This window comes from Litoribaculum gwangyangense (assembly GCF_039543505.1).
Taxonomy (GTDB): Bacteria; Bacteroidota; Bacteroidia; order Flavobacteriales; family Flavobacteriaceae; genus Litoribaculum; species Litoribaculum gwangyangense.
In genome coordinates, this window is the sequence record NZ_BAABJW010000001.1 from 346076 (window position 1) to 362647 (window position 16572).

Annotated in this window: 14 protein-coding genes; 6 read left to right on the forward strand and 8 right to left on the reverse strand. The window is 34.0% G+C overall.

Annotated features, from left to right (window positions below; genetic code table 11):
- Positions 1 to 8: 8 nt before the first annotated feature.
- Entirely contained in the window at positions 9 to 1235 is a 1227-nt protein-coding gene (locus ABD963_RS01450) for a multidrug transporter (RefSeq protein ID WP_345275159.1), read from the forward strand.
- Between the two features lie 78 nt (positions 1236 to 1313).
- On the opposite strand, the gene ABD963_RS01455 is transcribed toward ABD963_RS01450, so the two are convergent.
- Entirely contained in the window at positions 1314 to 1628 is a 315-nt protein-coding gene (locus tag ABD963_RS01455) for a toxin-antitoxin system YwqK family antitoxin (RefSeq protein WP_345275160.1), read from the reverse strand.
- A gap of 289 nt (positions 1629 to 1917) precedes the next feature.
- Here ABD963_RS01455 and ABD963_RS01460 point away from each other — a divergent pair, with 289 nt between their 5' ends.
- Entirely contained in the window at positions 1918 to 4203 is a 2286-nt protein-coding gene (locus tag ABD963_RS01460; RefSeq protein WP_345275161.1) for an inorganic phosphate transporter, read from the forward strand.
- A gap of 70 nt (positions 4204 to 4273) precedes the next feature.
- Here ABD963_RS01460 and ABD963_RS01465 read toward each other — a convergent pair whose 3' ends face one another.
- Positions 4274 to 6751, reverse strand: coding sequence for a TonB-dependent receptor (locus ABD963_RS01465; protein ID WP_345275162.1), 2478 nt, complete (start codon positions 6749 to 6751; stop codon positions 4274 to 4276).
- A gap of 145 nt (positions 6752 to 6896) precedes the next feature.
- On the opposite strand from ABD963_RS01465, the gene ABD963_RS01470 reads away from it, so the two are divergent.
- Positions 6897 to 7619, forward strand: a complete 723-nt coding sequence (locus tag ABD963_RS01470) for a DUF6503 family protein (RefSeq protein WP_345275163.1) — start codon at positions 6897 to 6899, stop codon at positions 7617 to 7619.
- Between the two features lie 94 nt (positions 7620 to 7713).
- Here ABD963_RS01470 and ABD963_RS01475 read toward each other — a convergent pair whose 3' ends face one another.
- The 3 genes from ABD963_RS01475 to ABD963_RS01485 all read right to left on the reverse strand — a co-directional run bounded on the left by ABD963_RS01475 (position 7714) and on the right by ABD963_RS01485 (position 12230).
- A complete protein-coding gene (locus tag ABD963_RS01475) occupies positions 7714 to 10206 on the reverse strand; it encodes a ribonucleoside-diphosphate reductase subunit alpha (protein ID WP_345275164.1) in 2493 nt (830 codons plus the stop codon).
- Positions 10207 to 10384: 178 nt separating this feature from the next.
- Complete coding sequence (locus ABD963_RS01480; RefSeq protein WP_345275165.1) at positions 10385 to 11368, reverse strand: ribonucleotide-diphosphate reductase subunit beta; 984 nt, start codon at positions 11366 to 11368, stop codon at positions 10385 to 10387.
- A 286-nt stretch (positions 11369 to 11654) separates the two neighbouring features.
- On the reverse strand, positions 11655 to 12230 hold the full coding sequence (locus tag ABD963_RS01485; RefSeq protein WP_345275166.1) for a DUF3109 family protein: 576 nt from the start codon (positions 12228 to 12230) through the stop codon (positions 11655 to 11657).
- Positions 12231 to 12329: 99 nt separating this feature from the next.
- Here ABD963_RS01485 and ABD963_RS01490 point away from each other — a divergent pair, with 99 nt between their 5' ends.
- From ABD963_RS01490 to ABD963_RS01500, 3 genes are read left to right on the forward strand one after another with little or no spacing between them, the layout of a single operon-like run.
- Positions 12330 to 12917, forward strand: a complete 588-nt coding sequence (locus ABD963_RS01490) for a MarC family protein (protein WP_345275931.1) — start codon at positions 12330 to 12332, stop codon at positions 12915 to 12917.
- A 13-nt stretch (positions 12918 to 12930) separates the two neighbouring features.
- Positions 12931 to 13134 carry a hypothetical protein gene (locus ABD963_RS01495; protein ID WP_345275167.1) on the forward strand — a complete coding sequence of 68 codons (204 nt, stop codon included), beginning with the start codon at positions 12931 to 12933 and terminating at the stop codon, positions 13132 to 13134.
- A gap of 1 nt (position 13135) precedes the next feature.
- Complete coding sequence (locus ABD963_RS01500) at positions 13136 to 13744, forward strand: FAD-dependent oxidoreductase (RefSeq protein WP_345275168.1); 609 nt, start codon at positions 13136 to 13138, stop codon at positions 13742 to 13744.
- Here the strand turns inward: ABD963_RS01500 and ABD963_RS01505 are convergent.
- The 3 genes from ABD963_RS01505 to ABD963_RS01515 all read right to left on the reverse strand — a co-directional run bounded on the left by ABD963_RS01505 (position 13741) and on the right by ABD963_RS01515 (position 16543).
- Positions 13741 to 15333, reverse strand: coding sequence for a S41 family peptidase (locus ABD963_RS01505; protein WP_345275169.1), 1593 nt, complete (start codon positions 15331 to 15333; stop codon positions 13741 to 13743). The two genes, ABD963_RS01500 and ABD963_RS01505, sit on opposite strands and share 4 nt — an antisense overlap.
- Positions 15333 to 15764, reverse strand: a complete 432-nt coding sequence (locus ABD963_RS01510; RefSeq protein ID WP_345275170.1) for a deoxycytidylate deaminase — start codon at positions 15762 to 15764, stop codon at positions 15333 to 15335. Before ABD963_RS01510 ends, ABD963_RS01505 begins: the two co-directional genes overlap by 1 nt.
- 188 nt (positions 15765 to 15952) lie before the next feature.
- Positions 15953 to 16543 carry a HupE/UreJ family protein gene (locus ABD963_RS01515; protein WP_345275171.1) on the reverse strand — a complete coding sequence of 197 codons (591 nt, stop codon included), beginning with the start codon at positions 16541 to 16543 and terminating at the stop codon, positions 15953 to 15955.
- Between the last annotated feature and the right edge of the window lie 29 nt (positions 16544 to 16572).

Genomic DNA, 16572 nt, shown 5'->3' on the forward strand with positions numbered 1-16572 from the left:
TAGAAACAATGAGAATTAAAAATTATTTATTGCTTAGTTTAGTTTCAATAACTATGCTTTTTGTGTCATGTGCAAATGACGATACAGCAGATATTATATTCAACATTACTAACAACGAAGGTGGTGGATCAGGCTCTGCAGATGTATTTCTTTCTGGAACTTATACAAATGATTTAACTTTAGAAAGTGGCGTAAACTATAAAATTAATGGTTCGTTAGTAATGGCCAGTGGTACTACCCTTACAATTCCAGCTGGAATGACGATAAAAGCGCTAGCTGCTGGATCCGATGTTTATGTAGCTATTTCTCAGGGGGCTAAAATTGTAGCTGAAGGAACTTCAACAGCTCCCATTGTATTTACTTCCGATGCTGCTTCTCCAGAAGCTGGTGATTGGGGCGGTTTAATTTTACTAGGTAAAGCACCTATAAACTCAGTTACTGGCACTGCTACTTCTACCTCAGAAATTGCTGGTTTACCTTACGGTGGCAATATCGCTGATGATGATTCTGGTTCATTAAGATATGTAAGAATTGAATATTCAGGTGGTTCTGCCGATGGGCAATCTGAAAATAATGGTTTATCTTTTTATGCTGTTGGTAATGGTACTTCTGTTGAGTATATACAAATATATGAGGGTAAGGATGATGGAGTAGAATTTTTTGGTGGTACCGTTAATGTAAGTTATGTGTCAGTTATTAATTTACAAGATGATTCTATTGATTGGACTGAAGGTTATTCTGGAACTATCAGTGACGTTTACGTACAACCCATTCAAAACCCAACAGAGTCATTTAACTCTGATAAAGCTTTTGAATGTGATGGTTATAATGATGATTTTGGTAATAACTCATCTCCTGTATTCTTTTCAAGCCCTACCGTAAATAACGTAACAATTATTGGTGTAGGTTCATCTAATACTTTCCAAGACGGTTCTACTACTAGCGCCTATGAAGCTATTCGTTTAAGGCGAGGTACTGAAGCTATTTTTACTAATGTAGTTATTTCTGGTTATGCAGAGGCTTTTGATTTAGACGGTAATGATACCACTGACCCAACGGGTGCTGCCGTTATTGCTGATAAATTACAAGTGAATAACATTACTTTCACTGATGTCACTAATAAATTAAAGAACGATACTGGTGTAAGCTTCACCGAAGCAGATTTCATCTCTGGAGACGGAAGCGGAACAGGTACTAACTATGCTACTTGGGGTGCAGGATGGACTAGACAATAATTATTACAAAAACTTATAATATAAAACACGAAAGCATCCTAAATTTAGGATGCTTTCGTGTTTTTGGTATATAGAATTTTAAAGTGACGCCACATTATTGTTATAATCTACCTCTTTTAATTTGCCATCAATCACATAAACCCATTTACCTATTTTTTTGCCTTCTTTATAAAAGGCAGTTACGGTTTTATTGCCTTTTTTATCAAAACTCAGCCATTTTCCTTCCAATTTTCCATCAGCTGTATAAGTTCCAGTTTGACTTACTTCACCATTATCATGATAATATACAACTTCTATTAAATTCGTTTCCTTATTTAGAGTTAAGGTTCTTTCTTTTTGAGCAAAAGCAAACGTAGTAAAAAGTGCTATGGCAAAAACTAGTATATTTTTCATTTTCTATGGGGTTTAAGTTAATGTTTACTTTACAAAAGTATTTAAAAATTTACATTTAAACAATGTTTACGTAACATTAAATTAACATTAAATTTCTTTGTTACTGTTTTTCAATGCATTATATTTTAAAAAAAATTAAAAACATATCCTATTTGTAAATAAAACAGAGAAAAAATAGCTTGTTAGAGAGGTGTTTTTTGGCTTAATATGAAAAGAACATAACATTTCCATAACATTGAGTTCAATTTAAAATTCGACATTTGTTTTAATATTTTTTTGACTTTTTTAAATGGGAGATATTTATATCTATATGCTAGTGGCATTAGCTTTTTTAGCCGTTGCCGATTTAGTTGTTGGAGTTAGTAACGACGCTGTAAATTTTCTAAACTCAGCTATTGGCTCTAAAGCAGTTTCATTTAAAACCATTATGATCGTTGCTAGTTTGGGTGTAGCATTGGGTGCTTTGTCTTCTAGTGGCATGATGGAAGTAGCCCGGAAAGGGATTTTTAATCCCAGTGAATTCATGTTTGATGAAATCATGATTGTTTTTATGGCAGTAATGATTACAGATATATTATTGCTTGATTTTTTTAACACACTTGGACTTCCAACATCTACAACAGTATCGATTGTTTTTGAGCTTTTAGGGGCCTCTGTATGCGTTGCGCTTATAAAAATTGCGCAAGATGACTCGCAAACCTTATTGGATGTTGGCAATTACATTAATAATGAAAAAGCCATAGAAATTATATTAGGCATCTTGCTCTCTGTGGTCATTGCTTTTACTGTAGGGGCTATTATACAATTTGTTTCAAGGCTTTTATTGACTTTTAATTTTAATGACAGACCCAAGCTTTTAGGGGCTATTTTTAGTGGTTTCGCAGTTACATCTATCATGTATTTTATTCTAATAAAGGGCATTAAAAACGCTTCTTTTATGAACGATGCTTTTATAAACTCAGTATCATCAAACCCCATAACATTATTAAGCATAAGCTTTGTTGCATTTACAATAATTTCGATGCTTCTAATGTCTTTCTTTAAAATAAACATTTATAAAATCATAATAGTAGTTGGTACGTTTGCACTGGCAGTGGCTTTTGCTGGCAATGATTTAGTAAACTTTATAGGTGTTCCTATAGCTGCTTACGATTCTTATCTGCATTGGAATACCAGTGGGATTCTTCCTAGCGATTTTAGAATGACAGGTCTTTCTGAAGCCGTTGCAACAAAACCTATTTTATTGCTTATTGCTGGATTAATTATGGTCTTGACTTTATGGTTTTCCAGTAAAGCCATTGCAGTAGTAAAAACATCGGTAGATTTATCTCGTCAAGACGAAGGTAAAGAACGTTTTGAACCCAATTTTCTATCAAGAACGATTGTAAGATATAGCATAGCCACGTCTGACGGTTTAAATAACCTTTTACCAAATTCCTTCAACACCTACATAAATAAACAGTTTCAAAAACCAATTATTTCAAAAGCCATAAAACCTGAAGATTTACCTGCTTTTGATTTGGTTCGGGCAGCAGTAAACCTTATGGTAGCTAGTGTATTAATATCTTTAGCCACTTCCATGAAGTTACCTTTATCGACCACTTACGTAACGTTTATGGTCGCTATGGGAACCTCACTAGCAGACCGTGCATGGGGAAGTGAAAGTGCTGTGTATAGAGTTGCGGGGGTTTTAAACGTGATAGGCGGATGGTTTTTTACGGCTATAAGTGCCTTTGCCGCAGCCGCAATAATGGCTTTAATTTTATACTATGGTAAAGGTATTGCACTAACCATACTCTTGAGTTTAGCAATTGTGTTGCTTTTTAGAAATTATTTGAGCCACAGAAAAAAGACAAAAGAACTACAAGTAGAAGATAGTTTACAGAAGGCTGAGAGCAGTTCCATTCAGGGTGTTATTCACGAAAGTGCTAATAACATAGCCAATGTAGTAAAACGTGGCAATAAAATTTACACCAATGCCATTAACGGTTTAGCTAAACAAGATTTGGATTTATTGAAAAAGAACAAAAAACAAGTCACGAAACTCTCCAATGAAGTTGATGAACTCAGAGACAATATTTTCTATTTTATTAAAAATTTAGACGAAACTAGTGTTGGTGCTAGTAATTTCTACATACATATTTTAGGATATTTACAGGATATGACACAATCGCTTGAATACATAAGTAAAGTGAGTCATAAACATGTAAGCAATAATCATAAAAAACTAAAATTTAACCAAATAAAGGAGTTAAAGGAAGTTGATGCTCGTTTTGAAACCTTTTTTAACAATACTAAAAATGCTTTTGACTCACGCTCCTTTGAAGAAATTGGAACTATTTTAGGCAGAAAACAAGAAATTTTAGGACTTGTAACCAGTAAAATACAAAAACAGGTTGATCGTACCCGCAATGAAGAATCGAGTCCAAAAAATACGACCCTTTATTTCAGCCTACTTTTAGAAACTAAAGATTTATTAAACGCCACTATGAATCTTTTGGAAGAATATTACAACTCTCATGATGCTTCTGTAAAACCTGCAAAAATAGTTTCGAATCCTGAAGAAGAGGAATAATATATTTTTAAAAAAAATTAAAAAGCGCCTCTTGACAGGTGCTTTTTTTGTTTAAGATATCTCCTCATCACTAAAACTCCTTTTTTCCAAATTCACTATCAATAAATTTAGATTTATTATTTCCTTTTTTAAAGGTATATGAGAGATTTAACATTACTATATCAACTTCATAAATATAGTTAGTTGTGGTAAAAAACTCATTTGGCCTCCTGGTGGAAATACGCTGTTCATTCGTCTTTAAAAGCCCCATATCAATATTTTGCCATTGTAAAGTTGCCGTAATCCTTGAGTCTAAAAATGATTTTTGAAAGGTGATATTAGGCGAATAAAACCTAGAATCTTCACCTTGTGCCGTATTGGTGTCTGACAAATAATTCATAGTAAATTGCAACGAGGCATTTTCCCAAAATCGCCATGTAGAATTCACGTTAAATGAATAAATTGTGGCATCAGTATCTATGACCCTATTATCAAAACTACCATTTATACTATAATTATAAATATTTGCTCCTATAAAATTACTCCAGTTTTTAGTAGGTTTTAATTCTGCTCCAACCTCAAGTCCAATAGCCTTAGCGTTGCCAGCATTAGAGTATATTCTATTCAAAATGGTATCATTATAAACGGTATTAACACGATTTACCACATTTTCAACATGTCTAAAATATGTCGTTACAAAAAGGGAGTTACCTCCTTTCATATCCTTATTAATCCCTAAATCAACCAAATCAATAAATTCTGGCCGCAAATTTTTATCACCTTGCTCCAGAGTTTCAGAATGCTCCCGCTCTGCAAAAGGATTCATTTTAAAAGTTGAATTTCGCTCTACACGTTTGCTATATGCTACCTTAATATTGGTGTTATCATTAACTGAATATTGAACCGATGCAGATGGGTATAATTTTACAAAATCATAAAATAAGGTTTCATCAACTGTATTGCTTTTATCTTTAAGTCTAAACTTTCTATCCATAACTTCCAATCTAGATCCAGCTGAATAATCCCATTTACCCTTTTTACCTGATAATTGTAGATACCCGGAATGTATAGTTCGTTCCAAATCTACCTCACTTGAAAACTCGGGCACCAATTGAAAATTGTCATTAAAATCGGTTCGTCTTTCATATATAAAATCTCCTGTGTGTTTTAAATCTCGATATTGATATCCTGCTTCTAACGTACCAAATTCATATGGTTTAAAACTATAATCTAATTGAAAACGAATACCATTCAACGGGTTATCATTGGTATTAAATTCATCCTGGTATAAAATAGACCTATCTGGTTCTCCTAAGTTTTGATTTACTGTTGGCCCGCCTAAAAAGGTATATTCATATAAAAATGAGACCGATAATTCCGAAGCATCTTGAAAGTTGTGTAACCAATCTATACTTCCTAAAATAAAATCGCCTTTACGCTCTCTTAAATTATGATTAAAATATTGAAATGTATAGTCTCTGTTAACACTATTTGCTGGCGTTAATGAATGATTGTCAAAATATACAATATCGGCTAATCGATCTTTACTGCGCTTTCCCGCAAAAAAGCCTAACGAATAACTATCTTTATTACTAGGTGTAAAATCGACTGTAAAACGTCCGCTATAATTTGTTTCGTCAAAACTGCGTTCTCCTGTAGAAGGGAATAGTGTTTTAGTGTTGTTAATAATGGTGAAAACATCGCCTTCTCGTCTTCCTCCCAAATCGTTTCTTTGGTAATTTGCACCTAAGGAAATATTCCATAAATCAGTACGCACATTATAGGTAGCATCAATTCCGTGGCGTTTGTGAGACTCATCGTTGCCATAAGTTTCGATAGAAGGTAACCCTGCTTTGATATTTAACTGACCATAAGCTCCATTAGTTGCTCCCTTTTTGGTTAAAATATTCATGATTCCCGCTTTACCCTCTGGGTCATATTTTGCTGAAGGGGCTGTAATAATTACCACCCTTTCTATGGCGTTGGCTGGCAGTTGAGCTATTAAATTACCCGCATCACCTTGGATAGGTTTCCCGTTTAGTAGCAATACAAAGCCTTTACTTCCACGAACGCTAATTTCACCTTGACTATCCATGCTAACCGATGGTAAATTTCTAATAACATCCATCCCAGAGCCCCCTTGAGCACTTTTAAATTTTGAGACCTCATAAACCTGACGGTCTATTTTATTAAGAACGGTTGCGCGCTCTGTGGTAACTATAACCTCATTCAACTGGGTTCCTAAAACCAATTGAACCGTCCCCAAATCAAGTAATTCTGCATTTTGAGTAATGATGATATTATCGATTCTTTTTTTTTCGTAACCTAAAAATGAAGCTTCTAAATAATACATCCCGCTTTCAACATTGTTTATTATAAAAAGTCCGCTTTCATTTGAAACTACTCCTGCTATTAAGACTCCACTTTTAATTTCATAAAGGGCAGCAGTCCCATATTCAAGTGGTGAATTTTGCTCATCAACCAATTTTCCTTGAATTTGCGCTTGCGTTTTAAAAAAGATGAATGTGCAAAAAACTGCAAGGAGTTCATGTGTAAATTTGAGGAACATTTATTAGTTGTATATGATGCTATATTTTTGATTTCAAAGCTAATCAAATAAAATATTTTATTCATTTATATTTTGAATACTAATTTATTCTTTTGTTTGTTTTCCCTGCTACGATAGATTAACTTAGAACGATAATTTACATTTTATGAAAACATATTTTTTAATTTTTTGTCTTTTTTTAGTTAATTCATGCTGTTTCAGTCAGGATATAACAGGTGAGCAATTATTAGATAAAGCTATTGCTTATCACGATCCTGAAGGGAATTGGAAAACTTTTAATGGTACACTTTTTATAACCATGGAAACGCCAAATAGTGGTAAAAGAGATAGTGAAGTAACTATTAACTTACCAGAATCTTACTTCAAGTTGATATCAAAACGAGATAGTCTCATAACTACACATACTTCAGATAAGGGAGCATGTATTATAACTAAAAGTGATTCTTTAAGAATTGCCAAACAAACAACAAAACCAAATCGTTCTCACTGTGAAACAACCGAGCTTTATAAAAACTATTACACCTATTTATATGGTTTACCCATGAAACTTAAGGACCCTGGAACCAACATAAGTGATAAAGTTGAGACGAAACGATTTAAAGGAAAAGACTATTTAACATTTAGGGTGGATTATGACTCTGAAGTTGGTAGTGATGTATGGTGTTTTTATTTTAATCCCACTACTTATGCTATGGAGATTTATCAGTTTTTTAGAACGGATGAACAGGGGAACATTAAACCAGATAGTGGTGAGTATATTTTACTAAAAGATGAAGCTTTAATAAATCATATAAAAATGCCCAAAATAAGAACCTGGTATTATAATAAAGACGATAAATATTTGGGAACAGATCTTTTAATGCAATAAAAAAGCACCTCCTTCGAGGTGCTTTGAAACACTTAATTAAATCCCTCTCAAATACCTTGAGGTTAGTACTGAGAAACATTTGAAAGTGAAAAATTTAAGATCCGCACATGAGACAATCATCACCTTCGCTTGCCTTAGCTTGTGCAATAAGGGCCTTCATTTCCTCAGCAGTCATAGGTTGTACGTCTACTTCTTGGGTGTTTTGTTTAGCAAACTTTGCAGCGTTTTGCGCTGCTAATTTCATTTTTTTAGCATCTTCTTTTTGAGCAGTAACTCCATTGTTAACTTCCACTACTTCGGCAGAGGGTTCCTCGGTTTTTGTGGTTTGAAGCGTGAATTTTATGGCGTCTACGGCACTCTTGGTGCGTAAATAATACATTCCTGTTTTTAAACCACTTTTCCAAGCGTAAAAATGCATAGATGTTAATTTTGCCATTGTTGCACCTTCCAAGAACAAGTTTAGTGATTGAGACTGATCAATAAAATATCCTCGTTGGCGAGACATGTCTATGATATCTTTCATGCTCAATTCCCAAACAGTCTTATAAAGCTCCTTAATGTCTTGAGGTATCACATCTATACCTTGAACAGAACCATTGGCTCTCATAATATCTTGCTTTAAACTTTCATTCCACAAGCCTAATTCCACCAAATCTTCAAGTAAATGCTTATTAACAACAATAAACTCGCCTGACAATACACGACGTGTGTAAATATTTGAAGTATAGGGCTCAAAACACTCATTGTTCCCAAGGATTTGAGAAGTTGAAGCCGTTGGCATCGGGGCCACTAATAACGAGTTACGCACCCCATGTTTTAGCACTTGTTTACGTAATTTATCCCAATCCCAATTACCACTTAATTCTTCATCTTTTATATTCCAAAGGTTATGTTGGAACTGGCCTTTACTTATTGGAGACCCTTTGTATGATTGGTATGGACCATCTTCTTTGGCTTCCTCCATACTAGCTGTAACTGCTGCATAATAAAGGGTTTCAAAAATATCTTGGTTTAATTTTTTTGCCTCATCACTCGTAAAAGGTAAACGCAATTGAATAAAAGTATCCGCTAATCCTTGAACACCCAATCCAATTGGTCTGTGACGCATATTGGAGTTTTCGGCCTCTTTTACAGGATAGTAATTTCTATCAATAACTTTGTTTAGGTTTTTGGTAACACGTTTAGTGATACGGAAGAGCTCTTTATGATCAAATTCACCATTTTTAACAAACATGGGCAAAGCTATGGATGCTAAGTTACATACTGCAACTTCATCTGGCGAAGTGTACTCTAAAATCTCCGTACATAAATTTGAAGAACGAATGGTTCCTAAATTTTTCTGATTAGATTTACGATTAGCAGCATCTTTGTACAACATGTAAGGTGTTCCGGTTTCAATTTGGGATTCCAATATTTTCTCCCAAAGTTCACGTGCCTTAATCGTTTTACGTCCTTTGCCTTCTGCTTCGTATTTTAAATAAAGTGCTTCAAACTCTTCACTGTGGGTTTCTGGTAATCCTGGGCATTCATTAGGACACATTAAAGTCCAAGGACCATCTTCTTGTACACGTCTCATGAATAAATCTGAAATCCACATCGCATAAAATAAATCACGCGCACGCATTTCTTCCTTACCATGATTTTTCTTTAAATCCAAGAAATCAAAAATATCAGCGTGCCATGTTTCAATATAAATAGCAAAACTACCCTTACGCTTTCCACCACCTTGATCTACATAACGTGCTGTATCATTAAACACTTGAAGCATCGGAACAATCCCATTACTAGTTCCGTTAGTACCTGCTATGTAACTGCCTGTAGCACGAACATTATGAATAGCCAACCCAATGCCTCCTGCAGATTGTGAGATTTTTGCGGTTTGTTTTAGGGTGTCATAAATACCTTCAATACTATCATCTTTCATGGTTAAAAGGAAACAAGATGACATTTGTGGCTTTGGTGTACCTGAATTAAATAATGTTGGTGTAGCGTGTGTAAAATATTTCTTGGACATGAGTTCATAAGTCTCAATAGCCGATTCTATATCATTTAAATGAATGCCTATAGAAACGCGCATCAACATGTGTTGAGGGCGCTCTGCTATTTGCCCATTTAACTTTAAAAGATACGAACGTTCTAATGTTTTAAACCCGAAATAATCATAACCAAAATCACGATTATATATAATTGTAGAGTCCAGACGATCCTTATTCTCCATAATGACATTATAAACCTCATCCGATAATAAAGGGGCATCCTTTCCTGTTCTTGGGTTCACATAGGTATACAAATCGTGCATAACCTCACTAAACGTTTTCTTAGTGTTTTTGTGTAAGTTTGAAACGGAAATACGTGCTGCCAACCTTGCATAATCAGGATGTGCCGTGGTCATTGTTGCTGCAACCTCCGCTGCTAAATTATCAAGTTCACTCGTGGTAACACCATCGTATAAACCTTCTATAACGCGCATGGCTACTTTTAATGGATCAACCAATTCGTTTAATCCATAACATAATTTTCTCACTCTGGCAGTGATTTTGTCGAACATCACCTGTTCTTTTCTTCCGTCTCTTTTTACTACATACATTGTTTTACACTTTTTTAATATTTCTGATACACCTTCAGAAATTGGGGTTAGTTAGTTAGCCTAAATTTGAAATTCCTTTTTTTGAAAGAAACTAAATCTAGAAGATTAATTAATTCTAATAAATGGTACTTAGTTTAGTTTTCCACTTTGTGGAAATATCATTTTAATTGTTATTCAATTAAAAATCGGCGTCAAAACTGAATTTGTCTTTCTCTTCTTCTTTGTTTAAAACACCTGCTTTTTGGTATTCAGAAACTCGTTTTTCAAAGAAATTGGTTTTCCCTTGCAATGAAATCATGTCCATAAAATCAAATGGGTTTGCAGTGTTGTAAACTTTATCACAACCTAGTTCAAATAGCAATCTGTCGGTCACAAATTCTAAATATTGCGACATTAACACAGCATTCATACCAATTAAACTAGCGGGTAAAGATTCCGTTATAAATTCGCGTTCTATATCTAAAGCGTCTATTAAAATCTCGGTAATACGAGATTTAGGCACTTTATTTACTAAATGTTTGTTGTGTAGGTGTACGGCGAAGTCACAATGCACACCTTCATCACGAGAGATCAACTCATTTGAGAATGTTAATCCCGGCATAAGCCCTCTTTTCTTTAACCAGAAAATAGAACAAAAAGCCCCTGAAAAGAAAATACCTTCAACTGCTGCAAAAGCTATCAATCTTTCCGCAAAACTTGGAGACTCAATCCATTTTAAAGCCCACTCTGCTTTCTTTTTGATAGCAGGAAAATTCTCTATAGCATTAAACAACAAGTCTTTTTCTTTTTCGTCTTTTACGTAGGTATCAATTAAAAGCGAGTAGGTCTCACTATGAATGTTTTCCATCATAATTTGGAATCCATAAAAGAATTTTGCCTCACTATATTGTACTTCGTTAACGAAATTTTCAGCTAAATTCTCATTTACAATACCATCGCTAGCTGCGAAAAACGCTAAAATGTGTTTTATAAAATAACGCTCATCATCATTTAATTTTGTAGACCAATCTGTTAAATCTTGGTGTAAATCAATTTCTTCTGCAGTCCAGAAACTTGCCTCCGATTTTTTGTACCATTCCCAAATATCATGATGTTGTATAGGGAAAATTACAAATCGATCTTTATTCTCTTGCAAAATGGGTTCAACTGCTACTTGCGACATTGTTTTTGGTTTTTTATTAAAGTTTAACGAAATTTTTTCGATTTAGGGAACAACAAAGATTGAAAATTGAACCCAAAAATGAAAGGTATAGTTATAAACATTGTCAACAAGTTTTTAACAATGATAAAATCTTACAAAAAAAACACTCTAAGCTTAGTTTGTTTTATAAATACTTAATAATCAATTATTTATGCTTATCTTTAAAAAAACTTGTACTTGGAAATTTTTGAAATTTTGAAGCTAAAAACACCCTGTTTAAAGGTGTTTTACTCATGTTTTTTAAGGATTATTTTGAGGTTTTCATTTTTGCCGCTACTGTTTCCAATTCCATATACCAATCTTCACCAAATTTTCTAATTAAAGCTTCTTTTACGAATTTATAAACAGGAATTCCTAACTCTTCACCTAATGTGCAAGCATCATCACAAATTTGCCATTTATGATAATTTACTGCTGAAAATTCCGAGTATTCTTGAACCCTAATAGGGTACAAATGACAGGAAACCGGTTTCTTCCATGAAATTTCTCCTTGGTTGTAGGCTTCTTCAATAGCACAAAGTGCTACCTTCTTTTCATCAAAAATAACATAGGCACAATCGGCATTGTTTATTAAAGGGGTTTCAAAATCACCTTCTTCAGTAGTAATAAAAACACCTTGTTTTTCAATGGCATCAATGCCTTCTTTTCGAAGAAAAGGCTTCACTTTTGGATAGATGTCTTCAAGAATTTTTGTTTCATCGGCATCCAGAGGCGCACCAGCATCACCATCAATACAACAAGCCCCTTTACAAGCGGAAAGGTTACATAAAAAATCTTTCTCTATAACATCCTCAGATACAATGGTTTTACCTAACTGAAACATAATTTTTAATTATCTTGTAAGGTGCAAAAATAGTTAAACTTTAAATGAATTAAATTAAGATATTGTGCTACTTTTGCCGAAAATTTTAAACCTGAAATGATACAACTTAACTTTAAAGAAATATTTACTGCTTTTATGGTATTATTTGCCGTCATTGATATTGTTGGCAATATCCCCATTGTAATTGATTTGCGTAAAAAAGTGGGGCATATTCAAAGTGAAAAGGCTTCCGTAATTGCTGGTGTAATTCTAATTGTTTTTCTGTTTTTAGGTAAAAGTATTTTAAATCTTATTGGTATTGATGTGAATTCATTTGCAGTAGCAGGTTCGTTCATTTTGTTTTTTATTGCTTTGGAAATGATTTTAGGCATTACTCTTTACAAACAAGAGGAACATACTGCCATGACAGCTTCTATTTTTCCTTTGGCTTTTCCTTTAATTGCTGGCCCTGGAAGTTTAACAACATTACTCTCGTTAAGAGCTGAATTTAGAACAGAAAACATTATTGTTGCGGTTTTACTAAATGTTATTGTTATTTTTATAGTTTTAAAAACATCAGCTAAAATTGAACGCTTTTTGGGGCAAAACGGAATTAACATTATTAGAAAAGTTTTCGGTGTTGTGTTGTTAGCCATAGCTGTTAAACTTTTCGCACACAACATCAAAGCGTTATTTGAGCTGACATAAAACCTATTTCCAAATGAAATTAGCAACTATTATAATCAGTATTATTGCCTTAGGACTTCTTGTTTTCAACTTAACCAAGGTAAATTTTAACAATCCTTTTGAAGGTGATAGCACTATTGCTTTAATAACCATTTTAGCATCCCTTTGTGTGATTTTAATGATGTCTATTCTCAGGATTTCGAAACGTATAGAACAAAAAGTAAAAGAACGCCGGTAATATGTTTGATGCGTTGATTATTGGTGGAGGCGCCTCTGGTTTGTCTTGTGCTTTGGTTCTAGGGTCGGCCAAGGATAAAGTTTTTGCAAAAGATAAGCGTATAGGTATTATTACTCACCAAAAAACATCTCATTTACAAACCGCTTTATTTAATAATGTTTTAGGAATGCATCCCGGAACTACGGGAGTTTCTATTTTACAAAGCGGTAAAGAGCAACTCGCTACTTTATATCCCCATGTTGAACAAATTGATAAAGAAAAAGTTCTGGAAATCACTAAAACCAATGATTTGTTTTTAGTAAAAACCAACAAAAATATATATACTTCAAAATTGGTTGTGATTGCCGTGGGTTACACCAATTTAATGACTATAAAAGGTTTAGAAAAATATATAGAGCCTCATCCCAGAGCAGCCATTGAAAAAGAGCGTATTTGGTTAAAAAATACAGATCATAAAATTGAGGAAAATCTTTATGTTGCTGGAACACTTGCGGGTTGGCGAAGCCAATTTGCTATTGCTTCTGGTAGCGGAGCACATGTAGCTACCGATATTTTAACGCTTTGGAATGATGGAAAACATGCTAAAGTGCATGATAAGGTTGGAAATTAATTATTCTTTTTACTCAACTTAATTACCTCATCAATCATGATGTCGCGTTGGTTGTAAATTTCTTCAAAAGCACCAGCACCGTAAAGTTGGTCGGCAAGGGTTGCTTTAATGTATTGTTTTACCTCCTCGTGGTAGGCCACAAAAGTAACTTTTGAGTCTGCTCTGAGGTTTAAATAATCTTGAAACGCAAACACCAAATCATCATTTACAACAAATGTATCAATAAACTCCTGTCTTGATAGGTCATCATAGGCATGACGGTCTTTTTCCAATTGTTCAAAAACAAAATTTCCAAAATACCCACGACGCATTAAAAAGGATAAGGTTTCGTTTTGCATACTTGTATCTATAGGGACAAAAATATCAGGAATAATACCCCCACCACCATAAACTACCTTTCCTGCAGGCGTTATGAATTTCAAAGAATCTTCAACCTGAATTTTTTCTGGATCTAAAAGTTCCCCTCTATCCAACCTATCGAAGTACTCATCATAATAATCTTTGTGACCATTTTTATAAGGTCGCTGAATAGAACGTCCTGTAGGTGTATAATATCTAGACACTGTTAAGCGCACCGCACTACCATCACCTAAATCCATTTCGCGTTGTACCAAACCTTTTCCGTAAGAACGACGGCCAACGATAGTGCCCTTATCATTATCTTGCAAAGCACCTGCAACAATTTCGCTTGCCGAAGCTGAATTTTCGTCAATCAATACATATACTTTGCCATCTTCAAAATCACCTTTATCAGTAGCGTAGCTTTTTTCAATATTACCTCGTTTATTTTTTGTAAAAAGAATGAGTTTATCATCTTCTAAAAATTCATCTACAATTTGCTCTGCAATCCCCAAAAATCCACCAGGGTTATTTCGCAAATCTAACGTTATTTCAGTAGCCCCCAAGGCTTTTAATTTTTCAATACCTGCTTTAAATTCTTTATAGGTAGATTCAGCAAAACGGTTTATTTTTATATAACCTAATTTTTCGGTTAGCATGTAAGAAGCGTCTACACTTTTTATAGGAATGGTGGAACGCTTTACGGTAAAATCTAACAATTCCGGTTCACCCCTTCTGTAAACTCTCAGTTTAACTTTAGAGTTTTTTGCACCCTTAAGTTTTTTAATAATTTCACCATCTTTCAACCTATCACCAAAAAGCGAATCGCCATCGGCCATAATAATTCTATCACCGCCTTTAATACCTGCTTTAGCACTTGGTCCATTTTCAATAGCCCTTATTACTGCAATCGTATCTTTATACGTATAAAAACTAACACCAATACCAACAAAATCTCCTTTCATTTCTTCAGTTACTCGAGCCATATCTTCTTTGGGAATATAAACCGAATGCGGATCGAGGTTATCCAAAATACCGTTAACCGTGACATCAACAATGCTATCGGTATTAATCTCATCAACATAATCGTATTCTATATAATCAATAAGCCTATTGAGTTTATCTTTTTTGCTATTGGTTGAAAACAAGCGGTCTGGAGCATCGGTAAAATCCAATTTTCCACCAATAAATATGCCCGCTGCTATAGCAACTCCTAAAACCAATGGTAGATATTTTTTTTTGTAGGGCATTATGCTGTTAAATCTTCAATATGTTCTAACTCAATTCCTGCTTTTTTTAAAAATCTAAGTCCGGAATCATCTTTATATGCTTGGTTATAAACCACTTTTACTATACCTGCTTGATGGATTAATTTACTACATTCTTTACAGGGCGACATGGTTATGTAGAGGGTTGCTCCTTTACACGATTGGGTAGACGATGCCACTTTTAAAATGGCATTGGCCTCGGCATGTAACACATACCATTTGGTATATCCTGCTTCGTCTTCACAAAAATTTTCAAATCCTGTTGGTGTACCATTATAACCATCTGAAATAATCATCCTATCCTTAACAATAAGCGCACCAACCTGCCTGCGTTTGCAATATGAGAGTTTACCCCATTCTTCAGCAATTCGTAAATAAGCTTTGTCGTACTTAAGTTGTTTGTTTTTAAGCATTCATTTTTTCTTTACATAATGGTTTCGCCAAAATAAAAATTTTGTTTAAGGCTATATAACATATCTTTTTAAACACTTTAAAGGATACCGTTTCAATCCTTACCACAAAAACATAATAACGAATATACTTGGTTCGTATTTTAATTACAACGCAAGTAAGTTAAAGTTTTTATAAGATTGCTAAAAAATCATGATAAGAAATCGCTATTGAGTATCATGGGAATCACAAGACCTACGACGATAGCAGAAATAACCATAATCCAATCACGTTTTGAAAACCTGAAGATAGTTTGTACGATATAGCCCAAAAACAATACTATAAATACAATAATAACCTGTGCCAATTCTATACCCAAAGCAAATTCTAACAACAATACCAGTTTATTATCAGAATCTCCCAAAAACATTTGAAACTCACGTGCAAAACCTAAACCGTGTATCAATCCAAAAAATAAAGTTGACAAAAACAGTACGCCTACTTTTTCTTTTTGGGCGCCTTTACCTGACGTAAACACATTAAAAAGTGCCACCACCATAATGGTTATGGGTATTAAAAACTCAACGATGGTAGCATTTACACTTATAACATTGTAAGCGGCTAAAACCAGAGATAAGGTATGACCTAACGTAAACATGGAAACTAGCAACAAAACTCGCTTCCAATCTTTAAATACATATGGTACGGTTAAAACGATGAGAAACAGAACATGGTCGTAGGCATTAATATCTAAAACATGGTTGATACCATATTGTACATTGAACCAAAAATTTTCAAGCATTGTAATTAGTATTTAGGGTATATTTCAAA

Excerpts from the sequence above, each read along its gene's own strand:
- ABD963_RS01505 (WP_345275169.1), bottom strand. The coding sequence starts at position 15,333 with ATGCCCTACAAAAAAAAATATCTACCATTGGTTTTAGGAGTTGCTATA.
- ABD963_RS01475 (WP_345275164.1), bottom strand. The coding sequence starts at position 10,206 with ATGTATGTAGTAAAAAGAGACGGAAGAAAAGAACAGGTGATGTTCGAC.
- ABD963_RS01455 (WP_345275160.1), bottom strand. The coding sequence starts at position 1,628 with ATGAAAAATATACTAGTTTTTGCCATAGCACTTTTTACTACGTTTGCT.
- ABD963_RS01510 (WP_345275170.1), bottom strand. The coding sequence starts at position 15,764 with ATGCTTAAAAACAAACAACTTAAGTACGACAAAGCTTATTTACGAATT.
- ABD963_RS01460 (WP_345275161.1), top strand. The coding sequence starts at position 1,918 with ATGGGAGATATTTATATCTATATGCTAGTGGCATTAGCTTTTTTAGCC.
- ABD963_RS01480 (WP_345275165.1), bottom strand. The coding sequence starts at position 11,368 with ATGTCGCAAGTAGCAGTTGAACCCATTTTGCAAGAGAATAAAGATCGA.
- ABD963_RS01495 (WP_345275167.1), top strand. The coding sequence starts at position 12,931 with ATGAAATTAGCAACTATTATAATCAGTATTATTGCCTTAGGACTTCTT.
- ABD963_RS01450 (WP_345275159.1), top strand. The coding sequence starts at position 9 with ATGAGAATTAAAAATTATTTATTGCTTAGTTTAGTTTCAATAACTATG.
- ABD963_RS01465 (WP_345275162.1), bottom strand. The coding sequence starts at position 6,751 with ATGTTCCTCAAATTTACACATGAACTCCTTGCAGTTTTTTGCACATTC.
- ABD963_RS01515 (WP_345275171.1), bottom strand. The coding sequence starts at position 16,543 with ATGCTTGAAAATTTTTGGTTCAATGTACAATATGGTATCAACCATGTT.
- ABD963_RS01500 (WP_345275168.1), top strand. The coding sequence starts at position 13,136 with ATGTTTGATGCGTTGATTATTGGTGGAGGCGCCTCTGGTTTGTCTTGT.
- ABD963_RS01485 (WP_345275166.1), bottom strand. The coding sequence starts at position 12,230 with ATGTTTCAGTTAGGTAAAACCATTGTATCTGAGGATGTTATAGAGAAA.
- ABD963_RS01470 (WP_345275163.1), top strand. The coding sequence starts at position 6,897 with ATGAAAACATATTTTTTAATTTTTTGTCTTTTTTTAGTTAATTCATGC.